This is a genomic window from Xanthobacter wiegelii (assembly GCF_043193855.2).
Lineage (GTDB): Bacteria > Pseudomonadota > Alphaproteobacteria > Rhizobiales > Xanthobacteraceae > Xanthobacter > Xanthobacter flavus_A.
Window position 1 is genome coordinate 5014241 of record NZ_CM195529.1, and the last position, 19340, is coordinate 5033580.

Genomic DNA, 19340 nt, shown 5'->3' on the forward strand with positions numbered 1-19340 from the left:
CTGCGCCGTCTCCATCGTGTCTGCCGATCAATCGGGGGAAATCATGATTTCCATGGTCTCGTCGAAATCGTCATAGGGAAAGCCGGGCACATCGGCCTCCACCAGCGGCACGCCGCACAGGCACACGTCCGCGCCGACGATGGCCACCGCTACCGGCTCCAGATGCGCGCCGGCGCAGGGGCCGTCCGCGCAGGCGCCGCTCTCGATGTCGAACAGCGCGCCGTGGCGGCCGCAGCGCAGATGCGTGCGCTCGGCATTGAAGAACTGCCCGCCGCCAATGTTCAACCACGCGCCCTTGTGGGGGCAGGCGTTCACATAGCCCACCACCTCGCGCGCGCCGGTGCGCACCACCACGATGCGGAAGGGCCGCGCGTCGCCCTCCGGGGTCAGGCGCGAGAGATCGAACGCCTTCGCCTCGCCTGGTGGAAGCTCGTGCGTTCCGCAGATGGCGAAGACCGCGATCTCCTCCGCAGCGCCCCGTTGCTCGGCTGATTGTTCGGCAGACATCACTTCCCCGCCCGCCCGTAAGGGGCTGGCCCCTGTCGCAAATGAAACAGTCCGCGGCCGTCCGGAACAACAGCCCGGCGGCCGGCGTGACCTGCCCCCGGGATTAGCAGGAAGCGTGCCGGGGCGGCCGCGAGTCGCGCTCAACGAAAATGGCCGGTGCAGCACCGGCCATTTCGCGTGTCGTCAGGATGGGATCAGAGCAGCCCAAGCTCGAGCTGTACCTCGTCGCTCATGCGCGACTTGTCCCACGGCGGATCGAACACCAGCTTCATCTTCACGTCGCTGACGCCCGGCACCACCACCACCGCCTCCTGCACCCAGCCCAGCATCTGGCCGGCGACCGGGCAGCCCGGCGCGGTGAGGGTCATGTCGATCTCGACGCCCCCATCATCCCTGACCTCGATCCGGTAGATCAGGCCAAGGTCATAAATATTCACCGGAATTTCCGGATCGTTGACGGTTCTCAGCGCCGCGACGATGCCTTCCAGAAGAACGGCGTCGTCCTCGGCGAACTCCTCGAAATTGCGGATCTCGCCGTGGACGATCATGGTCGTCGGTGCGGCGAGGCCGTGACCCGTAGGCTGAGTCATGTGACCAATGCCTCCTGCCCCCTCATCGTACCTGATACGTAGCAAGCACGATGCCAACGATGAACGGAGCGATCAATCCAGACCCTCGGCGAGGGCCGCGACAACGGGCCACCCCACGGCGCCAGTGGGATCGAGCACCTTGAGGGCTGCGAGCTTCTCGGCGGCCAGCTCCGGCTGGTTCTGGCGCAGGTGGATGAAGGCCAGCGCCTTCAGGGTGTAGAGGGCAAAGCGCCCCGGCCCATCCGGCAGCAGGTCGTGCGGCGCCCAGTTGCGCCAGTCCGTGTCCCAGCCCGCCTGACGCGCGGCTTCCACAAGGCCACCCCGCGCCGCGGCCTCTGCCTCGTCCAGGTTTCCCTGGTAGGTGTGAATCTTGTAGAGGCAGAAATAGACCGGCAGCTCCGACGGCGCCGTGGCAAGCGCCTGACGGAACAGCGCGTCCGCGCGCGCCCGGTCCTTGCGATAGGCGATGACGCCCTGCTGCAGCAAGGCGTTCACGGGGCCGGACACCTCGCCGAAATTGATGACATCAGTGTTGGGAAAAAGGTCGACGCTCACGGTGCTTGCCTTCGGTGGGGCCGGCGAAGGGCGCAGCTCTACTTGACGAGATGAGGGTTGGGCGCAGCTTCGGCGGTCCGGGCTGCGCGGAAGGTCAGCGCCCGGCCCACCGCCTTGGCGATGACGAGGGCACGGGCATCGAGCCCGGTCCAGTCGGAGCCACGGCCGCGCGGATCGATCTCCAGAAGCTTCACCCCGGCCGGCACCTCAGTGCCGTCCCGCGCGACGCCGCGCACGACGCCGTCGAACGGGGCGCGAATTGGCTCGTTGCCGAGGAAGCCGATGTGGAAATCCTTGTAGACGCGGGTACCGATTTCGATGGCCGTGTGCCAGCGCCCGGGAACGCCCGAATGCACGAAGCGCTCGGTCGTCACGCCGCCGAGATCGCGCGGGGTATGGTCCGGCGCGTCGGTGGGGCCGTGCTGGATCACCTGACCTTCCTTGCCCGGGCGCGTCTCGATGGCGAGATCGCAATTGGTGCCGCCGCTGAAGCCGGGGCCGAGGCCGATGGTGAGGCGGGCGAGCCGGCGCAGGTCCGGCGTCACCTGGTACTTGTTCATGCGGGCATCGACGAGCAGATCGATGGGGCCGAGGACGATGAGATCGAGCAGGCCGAGGGGCGTCACAAGCACCTCCCCGCGCGCCAGTCCCTTGCGGACATCCACCCCGCGTTCGGCCCGCTCCGCGCGGATGCCGTCCACCCGCACGTCGTCCTCGTAGAGGGCGTCGTGGAACGCCATCTTGCGCCGGATCACCGGCGGAACCGGATCATGCGACAGCACGACGCCGTAGCCACCGCGATGCAGTTCTACGGCGACGGCCGACGCGATCTCGTTGGTGCCGAGTATCGCCGCGAAGCCGGTGCGCGCCGCGCCGCCTCCCTGCTGTAGCAATTCGCTCATAACGGTTCTCGTGTTGCCCGGGGCGACAAGGCGTAAGCAAGAGGCGGGCCGTTTGGAACGCTTGCACGGTCGTTGCGGAACACCCCCGCCAAGTGTGCATCAGAAGGCTGGAACCGCGCCCGGCCGCCGGAAGGACTGTCGGATTTGCGACAGCGCGGCCGCTTCCGCATCCGCATATGCCGCAATGACACATGGTGCCGCGCTTGCATGGGAGCGGCACTCATCGAAGGAGACAAAGCGATGGCCATGGCCGCAGAAGAAATCGAGCGCCTCGTGAAAGAGGCCCTTCCCGACAGCCAGGTGGTGATCATCGATCTCGCCGGCGACGGCGACCACTATGCCGCCCGCATCACCTCGGAAGCCTTCAAGGGCAAGAGCCGCGTGCACCAGCACCAGATGGTCTATGCGGCGCTTCAGGGCCACATGGGCGGCACGCTGCACGCCCTGAAGCTGGAGACGCTGGTCCCCAAATGAGATCGGCTCCGGCCGATTTCCGACTTGTTTTTCATCCCCCGCTTTTCCATCAGGAGATTGTCATGGCCACCACTGCCGAACGTATTGACGACATCATCGCCTCCAGCGACGTGGTCCTGTTCATGAAGGGCATTCCCGCCGCCCCGCAGTGCGGCTTCTCCTCCGCCGTGGTGCAGGTGCTCGCGGGCGTGGGCGTGCCCTATCGGGCCGTGGACGTGCTGCAGGACCCCATGGTCCGCGAGGGCATCAAGGCCTATTCCAACTGGCCAACCATTCCCCAGCTCTACATCAAGGGGGAATTCGTCGGCGGCTGCGACATCGTCCGCGAGATGTTCCAGGCGGGTGAGCTGACCCAGATGCTGGCCGAGAAGGGGGTCGCCGTCACCGCCTGACGGATGGGATCCATAAAAAAAAGGGCCCGGACGCGAGAGCATCCGGGCCCTTTTGCTGCACTATGGAACGGCTTGCAAATAACTCGGGCCGGATGAACAGGTCGGCCCTCAAGTATTCCGGAAACACTAAAGCACTGGACGTTCAGCTTCGGCTCACGCCGCCTTGGTGGCTGCCTCGACCTTGAACGCCTCGACATCCGCGCGGGTGAGGCGGAACACGCCGCGGCCGCCGGCGAGCGCCTGGTAGGTGAGCGGCACACGATAGGACAGGAAATCGAACCATTCCTGCGGGTTGAGGCCCTGCGGCCGCTCGCTGATCTCGGCGATGGTGCCGTTGGCGGCGAAGCGGGCGTGAATGATGACAGTTTCGTCGCTCATTTCATCTCTCCTCTCAACGTTTCTGACTGGCGCGTGGTGGGAGGCAGGACGGATCTTTTCCGCCAGGCCCGCGCGATGGATTGATTACCCGGCACGCTTTTTATTTGAACGCTGTTCTGAACTCGCGCCGGACACGGGCCTTGCGCACGCGCGCTGGTGAACCGGCCTCCGGCGACCTCTTCTGGCAGCGGCTGGAAGGCCGCCCTCCCAGCCACCGACCGTCGGCGCGCCCGGAAGGAGCGCCGCTCTACCCTCAGAAGCCCGAGAACTCACCGAGCAGCTCGATGGTCACGTTCTCGGTGCCGAGCACGGTGACATGCTTGGCGAGGCGCGACTTGGAGCCCACGCCGACGATCGCGTCGAGGCTCTCGTTCTCCTCCTTGGTGGTCTTGGACAGGCCCTTGCGGCCCTCCTGCACGAATACGTGGGACGCGCTGCCGTCCTTGTCGCTCTTCTGGCGTTCCGCGAGCCCCGGCTCGACGGTGATGAGCGCCTCGAGGAGGTTCGTGCCTTCCGCGACTTCAATGGCCTTGCCCATGGGGAGGACCTTCAGCGTAACCGTGGACATCAACAACTCCTGTCGTTTCGTCTTCGTGTTCGGTGCGATGTTATTTTTCAGTAGATGGCGGCGCCCGCCCCTACGTTGACCGAGGCATCCTTCATCGTTGCCACGATGAACTCGATCTCCTCCTCGCTCAGGTGGGTGTGGAACGGCAGCGCCACGGCGCGGTCGGCCACCTTCTCCGTCACGAGGAAGTCGCCCCGGCGGTAGCCGAGGTCGAAGTAATGGCGCTGCACATGCAGCGGCGTGCTGTAGCCGGTGGATTGAACCTTCTCCACCTTCAGATCCTCGACGATGGAATCGCGGCTCGACTTGGAAAAGCGCGTGCCGAGATGAACCACGTAGAGGAACCAGTTCACCTCCGTCACGTCCGGCCCGATGAAGGGATCCTTGATGCCCTCGAAGGACTGGACGTACTTCTGGTAGAGGTGCTCCACCGTGCGCCGCTGCTCGAGGATCTCCTCGAGCCGGCGCAACTGGGTGAGGCCCAGCGCAGCGGTGATGTCGCTCATGGCGCCCTGGTAGGGCGCGCTCATGCTGACCACGACGGAGGAACGTTCCTCCAGCTTGTGGGACCGGAACCGCCGCAGCGCCACGGCCACGTCGATGTCGTCCGTCACCACCATGCCGCCCTCACCGCAGACGATGGGAAAGGGCTGTGAGAAATCGAACACGGACGTGTCGCCGAACGTCCCCACCAGCGCGCCCTTGTAGCGCGAGCCGATCGCTTCGGTGGAATCCTCGATGAGCGCAAGATTGTGCCTGCGGGCCAGCTCCTGGAAATCGGTCCAGGGCGCCGGATGGCCGTTGGTGTTACCGGCGACGATGGCCTTTGTCTTGTCGGTGATCTTCGCCTCGGCCTTGGCCGGCACGAGGGTTCCCGCCCAATAGTCGATATCGGCGAACACCGGCCGCGCGCCCGACAGGCTGATGGCGTGGACCGTCTCGCGGAAGGAATAGGGCGATGCGATCACCTCGTCACCCGGACCGATGCCATAGGCCTTCAGCGTGTAGAGCAGGCCGAGCGTGCCGCTGGGCACCGCGACGGCGTATTTGCGGCCGAGATAGGCTGCGAACTCCGCTTCGAACTCCTGGGCGATCGGGCCGCTGGAAAGGCGCGGAGCCTGCATGGCCTCGGCCACCGCCTGCAGCTCGATGACGGTGATGTCCGGATCGGACAAAAGGATCGATGAGGCCTCGCCGCCCTCGCTCTCACCCTCGCCGAGGTCGAAATCATCCAGGAAATCGGCGTCGCTCATCACGCGCTCCGCCGTGCGAGGATGACGCCGGTGGCTGCGCCGGGGTCGGAAGTGATGTGGGCGCAGTGATCCGCGGTGTCGAGCAGATGCACGTCGTATCTGGGATAGGTCCGGAACGGCGCCTCGGTGACGTCGGAGGCATCGCACTGGGTCCAGGAGAGCGCCGGAAAGCGCTTGCGCAGCTCGGCGAAGACCGGGCCGGCATCCTCGGCGGTGAGCACCTTCTCGATCTCGGTGAGGTCGCTGTCGCTCAGGGCCATAACCTTACTCTCCCGTGCCGGAATGAGACACGACCGGCGGCTTTGTCGCGGTCCGCCCAATGCCATGCAGGATTATTGCCAGTTTGGATCACTGCCAAAAACGACGCTCGGCATCGTCGTTCAGAAGGTCGAACATTTCCTTCAGGCGCTCGTGAATACTGTCGAGTTCCCAGAGGCGCTTGCCGTGGTTCTTGCGGAACAGCTGCCATGCCGCCTGCTCCGGATCGAAGATCATCAGAGCGATATCGACCACCCCGCCCTCGGGATCGATGTTGCGCGAGCAGCACGCGCTCTCGATCCGGTAGCCGCCGTCGGTGGCGATGACGCGGGGCGTCACATAGCGATAGCGCTTGCGCGCCTTGATGGCACGCTCGATGCGCTTCCTGTCGAGATCGTTCGGATGAGCGGGCAGCCTCATCGTCCTCTCTCTCGCGGCTGTGACGTCGGGGGCCGAGGCCCCCGCGCCGAAGGTTCAGAGGGGCTGAATTTCTTCCTCTAGGCAGCCGACCACCAAGCGCTCGTTGAACTCGATGATGTAGACGGGCGTGTTGGTGTCGGTGTGCTGGCCCACCTGCACGATCTCGCCGACGGTGCCGACGCCGACGAGCAGGCCCTCCTGCGGCATGTCGGGATAGGACCCGTCATTGTAGAGATCGATGAGGGTCTTCACCTTCATGCCCCAATCATACTTGGGCAGGCGCGGTTCGAGCATCATTTCGGCAAGGCTCCGGAGACTGGGGGTAAGGGAATGTCCTCTTCTTCGCGCGGGATGGCGCTTTCGAGCTCCTTACGCTTCATTCCCACGCGATTACCGCTTTCCGTGAATTCGACACCGTAGATATAGAATTGCTGGAGAAATGTTCCGATGGATACGACGTATCCAATTTCCCCTTTTTTCGCGAGGATCTCGCCAATTTCTTTTCCGGCATAGGTTCCGTCGTTACGGATGACCCGCTTTGCCTTGACTTTTTCACCAAAATTGAAGTATGGAGGCTCCGAAACCTCCACCACATCACTGTCACGGACGATGTTGCTCATAGCGGCATCTCCCTCAAGAGCTGCCCGCCCGCCTCGATGCGGGAGCGGGCGACCTCGCGCACGAAGTCGTCTTCGTCATTCAGGAACGGTGCGAGCTGGGAGGACGCCACCCGGCCCGCCACCTCGTAGCGCACCCGCCAGTCCGCATCAGCGGCGAGCGCCGGCAAGAGGTCGGGGGCCAGACGCTGCGCCACTTCCAGCCGGACGGCGGCGCTGCGGTCACCCGCCATGCACATGAGCCATTCGGCCGGCAGCCGCTGGGCCACCACCTTGCGCACTTCCGGCTCGGGATCGTCCACGAGGCGGGAGAGCAGCGGCGGCGCGATACGGCGGGCCACCACGAGGCGCACGTAGTAATCCTCGTCGGCGAGCATGTACGCGAGTTCGGCATCCTCCAGCAGCGACACGATGCGGATGCGCACCTCGCGATGGGGATCGTTGCGCAGCGGCAGGATAAGACGCTTGGGCAGCCGGCGCGCCGCGTTCCAGCGCACGGTCTCCTCGGGGTCGTTGAGGAGCGGCTTCAGGAAGAACACGTCGGCGTGCTTCGCCGCGATGGCGCGGACCTCGAAATGCTCATGGCGCACATAGGAATTGGCGAGGGCAGGATTCCAGTTGAAGAAGCGGTCGATGCGCCGGGCGTAGCGGTCGTTCACGCAGGCGCGCCGCAGCTGGCACTTGCCGGCCGGGAGGAGGTCCGACGCATGCGCGCAGCTCGAGCAATCAACGTCTTCACCGAGCCAGGTCTTGGCATCCTCGATGTCGTCGTCAGTCTTCATCGTCCTGCCCCGCTCTGTTCAGCACGTCGAGCAAGAGCTTCGCGCCGATCTTGTCGGACGGATCCAGCTCGAGCAGCTTCATCACCGCGGCGCGCCCCTCGTCGAGATTGCCGAGGCGCATGTTGAGATAGGCGTAACCCTTGAGCGTGAACAGGAAGAAGCGCGGCATCAGGCGGTCGTAGCGGGAAAACTCCGCATCCTCCGCCCGCACCTCCCGCCAGTCGGCCGGGAGGTTGGTCTCCCGCTGTGCCTTGGCGAGACATTCCCGCGCCACCCCAAGGCACTCCCGAAGGCGGCCCTTGTAGAAGTAGAAGCGGTAGAGGCCGATGAGCACCGCCGCATGGCCGGGCGCGATGGCCTCCGCCTGGCGCAGATGCGCTTCCGCCACCTCGTCCTGCTGGTAGGAGAGCCCGGCTTCCCACAAATGGGACCGCGCCTCCTCCGGCAAGCCTCCGCCCATCACCGCGCTCGCAAGGAGCGCCTCGGGAGTCAGGACATCGGGCTCGCCGGTGAGCTGCGAGGAACCCTCGATCCCGTCCATTCCCTGTCCTCATTTTGTCCTTGAGCCGGAGCCGGCCGAAGCCGGACCCGGAACGCCCGGAGCGGCGCAAGGCCGCTCCGGAAAAACAGTCTCCCGCGCCCTCAGTGGGCGTGGGACGAGCAGGTCGTCGCCTTGGGATCGTTGAAGACGAGCCCGGTCTTGGCGGCCGTGTCTGTGAAGTCGATGGTCACGCCATCGAGCAGCAGGCGGCTTTCGGCCGGCAGGAACAGCTTCACCCCGTCCTTTTCCACCACCACATCGCCGGGCTGCGGCTCAGGCAGCACGGAGATGTCGGCGTTGAGGCCGGAGCATCCGCCAGGAGTCACATGCATGCGGAAACCGGCGGTGGGGCCGCCGTCCGCCATGATCATCATGCGCATGAAGCGGGCGGCGGAACGGGTCATGGTGAAGTTCATCGCGCTGATCCTCAGGCGGTGGGCTGGTAGCGGGGATATGCGTTGTCGATCACGCAGGTATCGTCCACGGGGCAGACCGCCGCGCACTGCGGCACGTCGAAATGGCCGATGCACTCGGTGCACTTCTTCGGATCGATCACGAACGTCCCGTTCTTCTCCGAAATGGCCACGTTGGGACATTCCGGCTCGCAGGCCGAGCAGCTCGTGCATTGCGACGCGACGATTTTGAGGGTCATGGCGATGCTCCTTGTCTTCGCCGATCAGGCCGCGTTGATGAGCGCGCCCTGCCGGATCTCGGCGTCGCCGCGCGCGGTGTGCTCGATCTCGCCGGTCTTCACCTTGTTCAGGTATTCCTTGAACCAGGTGATCGCGGACTTCTCGATGAACTCGTGGGCGAAAGTATCCACGGGCTCGATGCCGGCCTTGATGAGGTCCGCCTTCGGGCAGCCGCCGATCTTCGCCACGAACACCGCATGGCAGTCGTTGATGGCGCGGATGATGGTCTCGAGGCTGTCCTCCTCGCCGTAGCCGCCCTGGCAGTACAGGTCGACGCGGCGATGGCCGACGAACTTGGCGCCCGCCGTGGAGAGTTCCCACACCTGGAACTCCTTGGCGTGGCCGAAGTGCTCGTTGATGAGGCCCGAGCCCTTGGTCGCGACGGCGGTGAGCAGCTTGATGTCGCTCTGCTCGCCGGCGAGCGCCTCCAGCTCCTCCTGCTTCGCCGCCACCTTGGCGACGCGCTCTTCCTCGACGAGGGCCTGGTAGGCCTTGCGGCTGTCGAGGTCGTAATTGACCTCCATGGCCATGATCTTGTCGGTGGTGAACTCGGCGGAGCGGTCCTCGCCGAGGAGGCCCACGGCGTCGGCGCGGCACTGGCGGCAGTGACGCATCATGTTCATCTCGCCCTCGCACTCGTCCTGGAGCGCCTTCAGCTCCTGGGCGGTCGGGCCGCGCTGGCCGTTGAGGCCGAACACGGTGCCGTGCTCGGGCGCGGAGATGAGCGGCATGATGTTGTGCAGGAAGGCGCCGCGCGACTTCACCGCGCGGTTCACTTCCACGAGGTGCTTGTCGTTGATGCCCGGGATCATCACCGAGTTCACCTTGCACAGGATGCCGCGCTCGGTGAGCATCTCGAGGCCGAGCATCTGCCGGTCGGTGAGGAGCTTGGCCGCCTCATAGCCGGTGTAGCGCTTGTGCTTCCAGAACACCCAGGGATAGATCTTCGCGCCGACCTCGGGGTCCACCATGTTGATGGTGATCGTCACGTGGTCCACGTTGAAGCCGGCGATGGTGTCCACGTGGTCCGGCAGGGCAAGGCCGTTGGTGGACAGGCAGAGCTTGATGTCCGGCGCGGTGCGGGCGATCAGCTCGAAGGTCTTGAAGGTCTTCTCGGGGTTGGCGAGCGGGTCGCCGGGGCCGGCGATGCCGAGCACGGTCATCTGCGGAATGGTGGAGGCCACCGCCAGCACCTTCTTCGCAGCCTGCTCGGGCGTCAGCTTCTCGGAGACGACACCGGGGCGGCTCTCGTTGGCGCAGTCATACTTGCGATTGCAGTAGTTGCACTGAATGTTGCACGCCGGGGCAACGGCAACATGCATACGCGCATAGTGATGGTGGGCTTCTTCACTGTAGCAGGGATGGTTCTTCACCTTCTCCCAGATCTCGGTGGGCAGGTCACCCTGACCGGCCGACGAACCGCAGCTCGCCTTGCCCGAACCACCCGAGGTGCCGCAGCCCTGGTGCTCGGCCTTGGCCTGCATGACCTCGGCCAGCTTCTCGTCCATTCCCACGGCGTCCGTTCCAATGGCGTTCAAGCCAACCGCGTTTTCTTGCTGTGTCGACGCGTGCATCTATCTGCTCCTCGCTTGCAGCAGGATCCCGATAAATCCTTGACTCAAGGAAGAGCAACAGCCGTGCCAGCCTCCGACACTCCATATAACGCATAAATTTCAATGGCTTGCCGATGTCGTTGAGGCTGTCGGCTTGCCAACATCTCGCCGCGACACGACGGACATGTTGGAAAAGTTACATGGTTCGGCCAAGAATTCCGGCGTGAACGGCCGCGCTCCTGATCGAAATCAATGCGCGCCACGAAGTTCTTGAGCGGACGCAGAAAACGCCGAGGGGAGCATGTCCGGTGGCGGACATGCTCCCCTCGTGACTGACCCGGATCGCCGCCGGCGTCAGGCCGACATGATGACGTCGAGCGCCTTCGGCAGCGGCATGGCGATGGGCGTGATGGCGTGGCCCAGCAGGAAGCGCAGCTCGTTCTTCGTGAGCGTCGCCTCGTCCACGATGGCAAAGTGCGGCGCGCGGGAGCGCTTGGCGATCTGCCGTGCGTAGGTGCGCAGCATCTGGTCGTGGAAGCGACAGCCGAGGAACAGGAAGCTGCGCTCGGTGCGGCGGTTCTTCACCACGTCCGGGATGGGGGTCTGGATGTCGATCTCGGTGAGAACCTCGACATAGTCCGCGTCGGAGATCAGCCAGTTCTTCGCCGGGGTCGCACTGCCGTGCGGCTTGTAGAGCACGGTCTTCCAGCCATCGGCGGTGGCGCGGTCGCTCTCGGTGCCGGCGGGATCGTAGAAGCGATACCAGCGGTCCTCGCCGATGCCGGCGCGGGTGATGCCCTGCGCCTCACCCCAGTCCGAGCGGCCGGCAAGGGCCGCACGCATCGAGCCGTCGTACCAGGTGTCCACGATCAGCGCGAGGGGCAGTCCCGCGAGGAAGGTCTGGAACGGCAGCGGCGCCACCTGAGGCCCGAACGCGTCCGCCATGAGGGCGGAGACGGTGTTGCGGTGCTTCATGCTCTCGATGTGCTGGGCGGCGGCCCAGCAATTGCCCTTGGCGCGCTTGGGCAGGGCCACCTTGGTGCCGAAGAAGACCGAGAGGTCTTCCGGCGTCATCGGGATGGCGGGCGATCCGAGGGCGACGAGGCCGGGCCCGAGATAGGGCACGACCTTGTCCGCGCGCAGTTCCGCCGCCACGTCCTTCAGGACGGCCTCGGCGTCGGCGAGCTTCAGCGTCTCGACATTGGCGACGGAAATGTTCATCTCAGTTCACTCCTCCTCGCCACGCTTCTTCGCGTTGACGGTGATGGGCAGTGTGGTTCCCTCGGCCATCTCGGGCAGGTCCAGCACCCAGCCGTTGGCGATCTTGATCCAACCACCCCACAAGGTTTCGTGCTCGAACTCCACGATCGGCTCTTCCAGGTCCTTCTTGGGGACATATATGGACAGTCCGATTTCCGGGGAACGGCGAATCATGACTTTCATTTATTGATTCCTTGCTCGGGCTTTACTCGCCGCTGTGACCCGGCAGGACCGAAGGCCCGAACGGGGACGCTGGTGATGCACGCCGGGCGCGGGGCCGCACGGAGCACGAAAGGGTTTGGCGCCGCGCGCCGGGCGTAAGCGCGGCCAAGGTCAGACATGATCGGCGAGGGCGGACGCACCGCCCGTGGCCGCCGCCCAGGCCGGCGACATGGCGCGCAGGCGGGCCACGATGTCGGGCAGGACCTCCAGCACGCGGTCCACGTCCTCGGCCGTGTTCTCGCGCGACAGGGACAGGCGCAGCGCCCCATGTAGCGCGCTCGCCGGCAGGTTCATGGCGCGCAGCACATGGGAGGGCTCGGTGGAGCCCGACGTGCAGGCCGAGCCGGTGGAGGCCGCGACGCCGGCCTTGTTGAGATTGTGCAGCACCGCCTCGCCGTCGAGATACTCGAACGCGACATTGGCGGTGTTGGGCAGGCGGTTGTCGCCGTCACCGTTGAGGAGGGTGTGGCTGACCTGCTGCAGGATGCCCTGCTCCAGCCGGTCGCGCAGCGCCCTCACGCGGGTGCGCTCCTCCTCCATATGGCCGAGGGCAAGCTCGGCCGCAGCGCCAAGGCCGATGATGCCGGGCACGTTCTCGGTGCCGCCCCGCCGCCCGCGCTCCTGGTGTCCGCCGCGCACCAGCGGGCGGAACTTCACGCCCTTGCGCACATAGAGCGCGCCGATACCCTTGGGGCCGTGCAACTTGTGTCCGGAGAGCGACAGCATGTCGATCTCGGTGGACTTGAGATCAATCGCAACCTTGCCCACCGCCTGCACCGCATCCGTGTGGAACAGGGCGCCCACAGCATGAGCCTCCCGCGCGAGGTCCGCGACCGGAAACAGCGTGCCCGTCTCGTTGTTCGCCCACATCACCGACACCAGCGCCGTCTTCGGCGACAGCGCCGCTGCAAAAGCGTCGAGGTCGAGCCGGCCCTGGCCGTCCACGCCGATGAGGTGAGCCTTGATGCCGCGCGTCTTCTCGAGATGCGCGACGAGAGTGAGCACCGCCGGGTGCTCTACCGTGGTGGTCACGATCTCGTCCCGCCCCTCCTGCGTCTCCAGTGCGGAGAGGACGGCGGCGTTGTCGGATTCCGTCCCGCCGGAGGTGTAGACGATCTCGTGGTCGAACTGGGCGCCGAGGAGGGCCTGCAACTGCTTGCGGGCCTTTTTCAGCGCCTCGCCCACATGCTCACCGAACGCATGGGTGGACGAGGCATTGCCGAAATGCTCCGAGAAGAACGGTAGCATCGCCGCGACGACGGCGGGGTCGGTGCGCGTCGTCGCGTTGTTGTCGAGATAGACCGGGCGCACGGCGCTCACCCCTCGGTTCGGCTGCGGCGTCTTGCTGTGTGGGCAGCCGTCAGCGGATGGGAGACGGCGTCGCCGGGGCGGGAACCGCCGGAGCCGCTGCGGCAGGCTTCGGCGCGGCAGGCTTGGGCGCTGCGGAGAGCGCTGGGGTGGGGCCTTTCAGGCTCACCAGCGGCTTGTTCTGCGCGCCGGCGACCGGGATCAGCCGGATCAACTCGCCGAGCCGCTCCACGATCTTGGACTGGATGCCCTCGATGGTCTCGCTGGCCAGTTTGCAGAACACGCAGGCGCCGGTCATCTTCACCATGACCTTGGTGCCGTCGATCTCCACCAGCTCGCAATCTCCGCCGTCGCGGATGAGGTTGGGGCGGATCTCCTCGATCACCTCGCGGATGATCGCCTCGCGGCGGGCTTCACGGCTCAGCGGGGCGGGCGCTTCGGTCTCGGCCAACATCGCAATATCCTCTGTGTGTTCTCTGTTCCACCGCCCGGCAGGGGACGGCGCGCGGATGGCGGTCAGCCGAAGGACTAGCCGAAGGACTTGCCGCAGGAGCAGCTGGAGGTGGCGTTCGGATTTTCGAAGGTGAAGCCCGAACCCTCCAGGGCCACCACGAAATCGATGGTGGTGCCGGCGAGCAGTTCGTGGCTCTTGTTGTCGACGAAGACGCGCACGCCCTCGCGCTCCACAACGGTGTCGTCGGGCTCGGCGTCGCTGACGAGGCCCATCTTGTACTGGTAGCCCGCGCAGCCGCCGGTCTCGACCATGATGCGCAGGCCGCTGATGGGCTGGTCGGCATCATGGATCGCGTCGCGGACCGCATGAAGCGCGCTGTCGGTCAAATTGATCATTGCTCGACCTTCGCTTGAGAGACTGGTCTGGCAAGACATCAGCAATCCTCATGCCAGACAGCAACGAACTGATTTCTTTCGATTTTCGGGATCGAAGCTGTTGCCTTTGCGACGCGTGTCCGGTTTCGGACACGCCACCGGCGGCCGCGCCGGTCGGCGACGCCCCCGGGCGCGATGGCGCCGACAGGCGAGCCCCGCGACCCGCCGATCCCATCCCCACTCCCGTGCGCCCGCGCCTTTGCTGGCTTCGCGCGGCATGGCGGAAGCCAGCAAGGGCGCGCGGTGAAGAGCGGAGAGGGGCGGCAAACGGCGAATTGTCGCGACGGCGCGCTTTCGGCGCGGGCGTGGCGCAAAGCGGCAAAGGCCTTGCATGAAGCGCAGCGCCTGCCCCTGCGCGGGCGGCCCGCCGAACCGCATTCGGCGGAGGGCGGCACTCTCTCCCGGACGATCCCGTCCGCAGTGAGCGCGGCTCGCGCCCGTGTTGAACCAAGACCCGTCTGAACAGTCGTGAGCTGAACCGGAGACCTTTTTGATGACCGCGATCGAGAACACCCCCCTGGGCCGGCTGGATAAAGAGGGGCGACTCCTGAATGCCGTGCTCAAGCAGCCCACCAAGCCGGGCCGCTTCGATTTCCGTGGCGACATTGCGCTGAAGTTCCAGCAGCAGGTGGCCGACGAGAAGCGCCCGCCGGAATACACCATGGAGCAGGTGCTGACCTTCGCCGAGGAAGGCAAGTCCACCATCCCGGTGATGGCCGGCTACCTGCAGAATTTCGCTTTCCTCTCCGACGTGGTGGACGTGCTCGGCGACGCGCTGGCACCCGACGGAAAGTATTTCCTCTTCTGCAACAATATCGACCTGCTGGCGAAGTACCGCGTCACCCACAACGGCAAGACCTTCTACGTCCTGCCCTGCGACGAGAGCACCGTGTGGAAGGAGATGACCGACCTTCTTTCCATCGACAAGAACGACATCAAGAAGATGGACACCGGCGGCAAGACCGATGTGGTGCTGGACGCCGCCGCGGCGTGGCACGAAGACTACGAGATCATCTCATATGAAAAGGGCGTGTCCCTCATGGAGCCGGTGAAGAACCGCAACGAAAACCGCCCGGTCTGAGCGGGCCTGTCCCCGCGCGCCGCCTGCCGTAGGGGGCAGGACGCGCGGGACGGTTCCGGCAGCGGATTGCGACGACTGAGGACGAAAGAAAATGGCCGGGCAGAACCCGGCCATTTTTATCTCGATCCGAGGCGCCGTTCAGACGCCGCCGCCCTCGTCCGAACAGGAGGTGATTTCGTCCTCATCGTCGTCATCGACCTCCTCGGCCAGCGTCACGCCGGTCACGCAGATGTCGTTGTCGAGCACGGTGAGCGCGACCGGGATGAGGCTTTTGCCCTTGCACGGCCCTTCGAGGCACACGCCGGTGCCGAGCTCGAACAGGGCGCCGTGCTTTCCGCACATCAGGCGGATGCCGTTCGGGTCGAGGAACTGGTTGCGCTCCCAGTCCAGCTGCACCTGGTCGTGCGGGCAGCGGTTGATATAGCCGAACACCTGCCGGCCCCAGCGCACCACGACGATCTTGAACGGCTGTTCGGTACCGTCCTCCGCCACCTGCATCAGTTCGAAACCCCGCGCCCTCTGGCTGGGGATGTCGCTCATGGAGCAGATGACGTAGGCGACGGTGGCCGCGTCGTTCGGGATGGCATCCTGGGGGGCCTCGTTGTCGATGACGGTCGGTTCCATCTGATCCTCGTTCACGATGCGCGCGTCAGGACCGGGCCGCTGGCGGCACCGGGGGGAAGGGGGGTGCCGGCTTCGGCCTTGGCGAGCAGGCGACGGTTGGCGGCGAGGCAGAAGTCGCGCCAGGCGGCGGCGACGTCGCGCAGGATGGTCTGCACATAGTCGCGCGAGAGGTGATGCTCGCCGGGAAAGTTGGAAAGCGCACAGGACGTGCGGTTGAACGCGACAACATCATCCAGCAGCGTCTGGATGAAATCGCGGAACGGCAGTTGCACGTCGCTCATCAGCGCAGAGCGGCCCTTCTCCACCGGCACGTCGGTCATGTCGAAGGGCAGGGTCTCGATCAGATCGGCCGCGCGCTCGTAGATGTCTTCGATGGCCCCCAGCATGGCCCGCTGGGTAAGCTGTTCGCGATCCTGGCTGGCGAGCGCGCGGTTGAGGCGGATGCGATAGGCCTCGAATGCCGCATCGTTCTGGCCGGCCACCCAATTGGCGAACCGCGCGATGCTGGCGCCATTCACCGGCAAGCCCTCGGGAATGGTGATCCCCGTCTCCTCCGCCCGCGCGCGGGACAGGGCGCGGTCAATGCGGCGCGCGGCCTCCAGCGCACCCTCGAGATAGCCGGCGCCCTGCGTCGCCGTCTCCGAACCGCCGAGATGCAGCCGCCCGTCCCACAGTGGCCGCCGCAGCAGGGGATTGGAGAAGGCGACATGCTCGCCGCGCGGCTCCGCCTTGTCGCGAGCCGAACAGGTGAAGGCTTCCGACGCCCAGTCCTGATAGAGCTGCTCGCCGCCGTCCGCAGCCGAGCCGAAAACCTGCGCCATCTGGCTGTCCATCAACATGGTCAGGCCATCGGCGAAGGCTTCGCGCAGGTCGGGAGGGAAACTCAGGAAGCCGCCCAGCGCCGCCTTCGCGCCGGTGACGTCGCAGGCGTCGAAAATCTCGCCCACCACCGCCTGCTCATGAGTAACGAAGGCGTTGCCCGACTGGCCCGCGAGCCGCCAGAAGGCTGAGGGATAGGCCATCACCACCTTCGCCTGCTGGGCCATCCAGGTGGGCGCGGCACCCATCGCGTCGAAGGTAGCGTGGTCAAGCTCGGGAATGAAGCGCACCGTCTCGGCGACGAGGCGGGGCGGCAGGGCCAGCACCGCATGGCGGGCCTCGACGATGATGAAGGCGTCGTCCACGCGGAAGGTGAGGACCACGTGGTCGCCCTTGTCCTCCACACTGTGGAGCACGTGGTTGAGGCGCAGGCGCTCCTCGCCGATCCCTTCGGCCAGGACCGATACCAGGCGGGCCATGCCGCCAGCCACGCGCTGCGCGCCGCCGTGAACCTCCTGGGCGAAGGCCTGCGGCTGCTTGTCGGCCTCGGTCAGGTGCAGCACGGTGCCTTCGTCATGCTGTGAAAAGGCTACGAGGCCGAGTTCGGCGACGAAGGCGGCGATCAGTGGCTGGGTCTCGGGCCAGAACCAGGTGGGGCCGAGATCGAACGCCGCGCCATTGCTGGCGGCCACGGCCGACAGGATGCGTCCGCCGAGCCGCGGGCGCGCCTCGAATACAGTGAAGCTGCGGCCCTGCATCTTGAACTGCCGCGCCAGCGCGAGGCCGCAGAGCCCTCCGCCGATGATCGCCGTATCCAGCATGGAACAGTCCTCGCGAATCTTGCTGATTGGAGCCCTTGCAAGATTCGCGCACAGTTCCGGGAAATATGGCCTTGCGGGCATTTCCAACGCCCTGCGGCGGCGGGCGCGGACGGCTTTGGCCCTCGCCCTGTGGGATCGCACACCTCGCCAGCGTCGCATTTCCCGCGTGGTGCGACGGATTTCCGACATGGCGCCCACATTTACCTCCGGCCAATCGGCCGTCTTCCGGCCTGTCCACGGCCGCAAACCCGCGTCGGCGCGAGGATTTTTGACCCTTTTGCGAGACGAGCCGAAGTCATCGCGCCCACCCGCCGGCGGGCTGGCACGAAACTTGATCCCGTTGAGGGACAGTTCGTTTGACCGTTTCTGCCCCCGGAGATTGGAAATGCTCGTCGCGTCCGAATTCGCGTCGTCCTCGCTCGACGACATCAAGGCAGCCCTCGCGGGCGGCACCCTCACTTTCTATTCCGTCGCCCGGCCGGTGAGCGCCGATCATGCGGTGGACCGCAGTGGCAAGCTGGCGGCGTTCACCTTCGCCACCCCGGCTTTCGGCACCGCTTCCGAGGACGGCTCCGAAGTGCCGAACTTCGTCGATGCCGCGGTGAAGGCGTCTGAAGTCGGCACCCCCGGCTTCGCCCGCGCCCTGACCGCCGACGGCAAGACCGTCGCCGACTTCTCTGTCGGTCCCGGCGCGCGCGAGATCAAGCTTGCGGAAGTCTCCTGCTCGCCGGGCGCCCCGGTGAAGGTGGTGAAGTTCACCGTCAATCCGGAAGGCGGCTGGCCGGAGCGTCCCGACTATTACGACGCCCATCCGCGCCCCGGCTTCAGCCTGCCCAAGGTGCGCTGAGCCATCTGATTTCGTCCCGGGGCCCCGTGCCCCGGGACGTGACTGCCCCGGGACGCGCTGCCCGGACGCGAATGCCGACCAGAGACCATTCCTCAGCCACAGGAGAGCCTTGCGTCATGTCCACCGTTCTTCCCGGACCGCTGGTGAGCACCCAATGGCTGGCGGACCATCTGTCGGCACCGGACGTGAAGATTCTGGACTGCACCTGGCTGCATGAAAGCTCCAACATGGACGGGCGCACGCAGTATCGCGGCCGCCATCTGCCGGGCTCGGTGCATTTCGATATCGACGCCGTGGCGGACAAGTCCAGCCCCCTCCCCCACATGCTGCCGCCCGCGGCGGAGTTCGCCAAGAAAGTGGGCCTGCTTGGCATCGGCGATGGCGACAAGGTGATCGTCTACGACCGCATGTGCGGCGGCGCGGCGGCCGCGCGCGTTTGGTGGATGTTCCGCACCTTCGGCTATCATGACGTCGCCATGCTCGACGGCGGCTACGGCAAGTGGGTGAAGGAGAAGCTCCCGTCCGACATGTCTCCGGTGCGGCCGGAGCCCAAGACCTTCACCGCCGTGCTCGACCCCACGCTGGTACGTTCGCTGGACCAGATGCTGGCCAACGTCGCCTCCGGCACCGAGCAGGTGATCGACGCGCGCGGGCCGGCGAAATTCACCGGGAACCAGGACGATGTCTTCCCGGCGAAGAAGAAGGGCCACATCCCCGGCGCCATCAACCTGCCCTGGGGCGACCTGATCGTCGAGGAGAGTGGCGAGCTGGTTCAGCCCGACGCCATCAGAGCGCGCCTCGCCGCGGCCGGCGTCGATCTCGCGAAGCCCATCGTCGTCACCTGTGCCTCCGGCACCATTGCCTGCGTGGTCATGCTCGCCCTCTACCTCCTCGGCAAGACGGACGTCGCGCTCTACGACGGCTCGTGGGCCGAATGGGGCCTGAAGGACGAGACGCCCAGCGCGGCGGCGGCCTGAGGGGAAACGCC

The 19340-nt window shown here is 65.9% G+C and carries 28 protein-coding genes; 5 read left to right on the top strand and 23 right to left on the bottom strand.

What is annotated here, in order from left to right; translation table 11 throughout:
- Positions 1-27: 27 nt before the first annotated feature.
- The 4 genes from V5F63_RS23380 to V5F63_RS23395 all read right to left on the bottom strand — a co-directional run bounded on the left by V5F63_RS23380 (position 28) and on the right by V5F63_RS23395 (position 2554).
- Positions 28-507 (bottom strand): Rieske (2Fe-2S) protein, encoded by a 480-nt coding sequence (locus V5F63_RS23380; RefSeq protein ID WP_394103070.1) that lies wholly within the window; start codon positions 505-507, stop codon positions 28-30.
- Between the two features lie 194 nt (positions 508-701).
- Positions 702-1055: an iron-sulfur cluster assembly protein gene (locus V5F63_RS23385; RefSeq protein WP_394031425.1), complete on the bottom strand. Its 354-nt coding sequence runs from the start codon at positions 1053-1055 to the stop codon at positions 702-704.
- A gap of 114 nt (positions 1056-1169) precedes the next feature.
- Complete coding sequence (locus tag V5F63_RS23390) at positions 1170-1652, bottom strand: tetratricopeptide repeat protein (RefSeq protein WP_209486309.1); 483 nt, start codon at positions 1650-1652, stop codon at positions 1170-1172.
- 38 nt (positions 1653-1690) lie between these two features.
- Positions 1691-2554 carry a xanthine dehydrogenase gene (locus V5F63_RS23395; RefSeq protein ID WP_394103069.1) on the bottom strand — a complete coding sequence of 288 codons (864 nt, stop codon included), beginning with the start codon at positions 2552-2554 and terminating at the stop codon, positions 1691-1693.
- 240 nt (positions 2555-2794) lie between these two features.
- Here V5F63_RS23395 and V5F63_RS23400 point away from each other — a divergent pair, with 240 nt between their 5' ends.
- A complete protein-coding gene (locus V5F63_RS23400) occupies positions 2795-3028 on the top strand; it encodes a BolA/IbaG family iron-sulfur metabolism protein (RefSeq protein ID WP_209486313.1) in 234 nt (77 codons plus the stop codon).
- 62 nt (positions 3029-3090) lie between these two features.
- On the top strand, positions 3091-3420 hold the full coding sequence (gene grxD / locus V5F63_RS23405; protein ID WP_394103068.1) for a Grx4 family monothiol glutaredoxin: 330 nt from the start codon (positions 3091-3093) through the stop codon (positions 3418-3420).
- A gap of 153 nt (positions 3421-3573) precedes the next feature.
- Here grxD and V5F63_RS23410 read toward each other — a convergent pair whose 3' ends face one another.
- The 17 genes from V5F63_RS23410 to V5F63_RS23490 all read right to left on the bottom strand — a co-directional run bounded on the left by V5F63_RS23410 (position 3574) and on the right by V5F63_RS23490 (position 14121).
- Positions 3574-3798: a hypothetical protein gene (locus tag V5F63_RS23410; protein ID WP_209486318.1), complete on the bottom strand. Its 225-nt coding sequence runs from the start codon at positions 3796-3798 to the stop codon at positions 3574-3576.
- Between the two features lie 253 nt (positions 3799-4051).
- The gene (locus V5F63_RS23415) at positions 4052-4366 is read right to left on the bottom strand and encodes a ferredoxin (RefSeq protein ID WP_209486320.1); all 315 of its coding nucleotides are present in this window, start codon (positions 4364-4366) and stop codon (positions 4052-4054) included.
- 47 nt (positions 4367-4413) lie between these two features.
- Positions 4414-5619, bottom strand: coding sequence for a DegT/DnrJ/EryC1/StrS family aminotransferase (locus V5F63_RS23420; RefSeq protein WP_209486322.1), 1206 nt, complete (start codon positions 5617-5619; stop codon positions 4414-4416).
- Positions 5619-5879 (bottom strand): DUF6129 family protein, encoded by a 261-nt coding sequence (locus V5F63_RS23425; RefSeq protein ID WP_209486324.1) that lies wholly within the window; start codon positions 5877-5879, stop codon positions 5619-5621. The genes V5F63_RS23420 and V5F63_RS23425 overlap by 1 nt, the downstream gene beginning before the upstream one ends.
- Positions 5880-5967: 88 nt before the next feature.
- Positions 5968-6297, bottom strand: a complete 330-nt coding sequence (locus tag V5F63_RS23430) for a DUF3024 domain-containing protein (RefSeq protein WP_394103067.1) — start codon at positions 6295-6297, stop codon at positions 5968-5970.
- Positions 6298-6351: 54 nt separating this feature from the next.
- Positions 6352-6591 carry a nitrogen fixation protein NifZ gene (locus V5F63_RS23435; RefSeq protein ID WP_209490018.1) on the bottom strand — a complete coding sequence of 80 codons (240 nt, stop codon included), beginning with the start codon at positions 6589-6591 and terminating at the stop codon, positions 6352-6354.
- Positions 6591-6917: a nitrogen fixation protein NifZ gene (locus V5F63_RS23440; RefSeq protein ID WP_209486328.1), complete on the bottom strand. Its 327-nt coding sequence runs from the start codon at positions 6915-6917 to the stop codon at positions 6591-6593. The genes V5F63_RS23435 and V5F63_RS23440 overlap by 1 nt, the downstream gene beginning before the upstream one ends.
- Positions 6914-7696 carry a 4Fe4S-binding leucine-rich repeat protein gene (locus V5F63_RS23445; protein WP_394103066.1) on the bottom strand — a complete coding sequence of 261 codons (783 nt, stop codon included), beginning with the start codon at positions 7694-7696 and terminating at the stop codon, positions 6914-6916. The genes V5F63_RS23440 and V5F63_RS23445 overlap by 4 nt, the downstream gene beginning before the upstream one ends.
- Complete coding sequence (locus tag V5F63_RS23450; protein WP_209486331.1) at positions 7686-8237, bottom strand: hypothetical protein; 552 nt, start codon at positions 8235-8237, stop codon at positions 7686-7688. Before V5F63_RS23450 ends, V5F63_RS23445 begins: the two co-directional genes overlap by 11 nt.
- Before the next feature lie 101 nt (positions 8238-8338).
- On the bottom strand, positions 8339-8653 hold the full coding sequence (locus V5F63_RS23455) for a HesB/IscA family protein (RefSeq protein WP_024281049.1): 315 nt from the start codon (positions 8651-8653) through the stop codon (positions 8339-8341).
- Between the two features lie 11 nt (positions 8654-8664).
- Positions 8665-8889: a 4Fe-4S binding protein gene (locus tag V5F63_RS23460; protein ID WP_011995790.1), complete on the bottom strand. Its 225-nt coding sequence runs from the start codon at positions 8887-8889 to the stop codon at positions 8665-8667.
- A gap of 24 nt (positions 8890-8913) precedes the next feature.
- On the bottom strand, positions 8914-10503 hold the full coding sequence (gene nifB / locus V5F63_RS23465; protein WP_394031400.1) for a nitrogenase cofactor biosynthesis protein NifB: 1590 nt from the start codon (positions 10501-10503) through the stop codon (positions 8914-8916).
- Positions 10504-10836: 333 nt separating this feature from the next.
- Positions 10837-11703, bottom strand: coding sequence for an SIR2 family NAD-dependent protein deacylase (locus V5F63_RS23470; RefSeq protein WP_394103065.1), 867 nt, complete (start codon positions 11701-11703; stop codon positions 10837-10839).
- A gap of 6 nt (positions 11704-11709) precedes the next feature.
- On the bottom strand, positions 11710-11925 hold the full coding sequence (nifT, locus tag V5F63_RS23475; protein ID WP_209486349.1) for a putative nitrogen fixation protein NifT: 216 nt from the start codon (positions 11923-11925) through the stop codon (positions 11710-11712).
- 150 nt (positions 11926-12075) lie between these two features.
- Positions 12076-13275, bottom strand: coding sequence for a cysteine desulfurase NifS (nifS, locus tag V5F63_RS23480; protein ID WP_394103074.1), 1200 nt, complete (start codon positions 13273-13275; stop codon positions 12076-12078).
- Positions 13276-13324: 49 nt separating this feature from the next.
- Positions 13325-13726, bottom strand: coding sequence for a NifU family protein (locus tag V5F63_RS23485; RefSeq protein WP_209486356.1), 402 nt, complete (start codon positions 13724-13726; stop codon positions 13325-13327).
- 74 nt (positions 13727-13800) lie between these two features.
- Positions 13801-14121 (bottom strand): HesB/IscA family protein, encoded by a 321-nt coding sequence (locus V5F63_RS23490; protein WP_209486358.1) that lies wholly within the window; start codon positions 14119-14121, stop codon positions 13801-13803.
- 532 nt (positions 14122-14653) lie between these two features.
- Here V5F63_RS23490 and V5F63_RS23495 point away from each other — a divergent pair.
- Positions 14654-15241 (top strand): hypothetical protein, encoded by a 588-nt coding sequence (locus tag V5F63_RS23495; RefSeq protein ID WP_209486360.1) that lies wholly within the window; start codon positions 14654-14656, stop codon positions 15239-15241.
- Positions 15242-15379: 138 nt separating this feature from the next.
- Here V5F63_RS23495 and V5F63_RS23500 read toward each other — a convergent pair whose 3' ends face one another.
- Both V5F63_RS23500 and V5F63_RS23505 read right to left on the bottom strand, forming a co-directional pair.
- On the bottom strand, positions 15380-15865 hold the full coding sequence (locus V5F63_RS23500; protein WP_209486362.1) for a Rieske (2Fe-2S) protein: 486 nt from the start codon (positions 15863-15865) through the stop codon (positions 15380-15382).
- An 11-nt stretch (positions 15866-15876) separates the two neighbouring features.
- Entirely contained in the window at positions 15877-17505 is a 1629-nt protein-coding gene (locus V5F63_RS23505) for a flavin monoamine oxidase family protein (protein ID WP_394103064.1), read from the bottom strand.
- A gap of 385 nt (positions 17506-17890) precedes the next feature.
- Here V5F63_RS23505 and V5F63_RS23510 point away from each other — a divergent pair, with 385 nt between their 5' ends.
- On the top strand, positions 17891-18352 hold the full coding sequence (locus V5F63_RS23510; protein WP_394103063.1) for a hypothetical protein: 462 nt from the start codon (positions 17891-17893) through the stop codon (positions 18350-18352).
- Between the two features lie 116 nt (positions 18353-18468).
- Positions 18469-19329 carry a 3-mercaptopyruvate sulfurtransferase gene (gene sseA, locus V5F63_RS23515; protein ID WP_394103062.1) on the top strand — a complete coding sequence of 287 codons (861 nt, stop codon included), beginning with the start codon at positions 18469-18471 and terminating at the stop codon, positions 19327-19329.
- Positions 19330-19340: the final 11 nt, after the last annotated feature.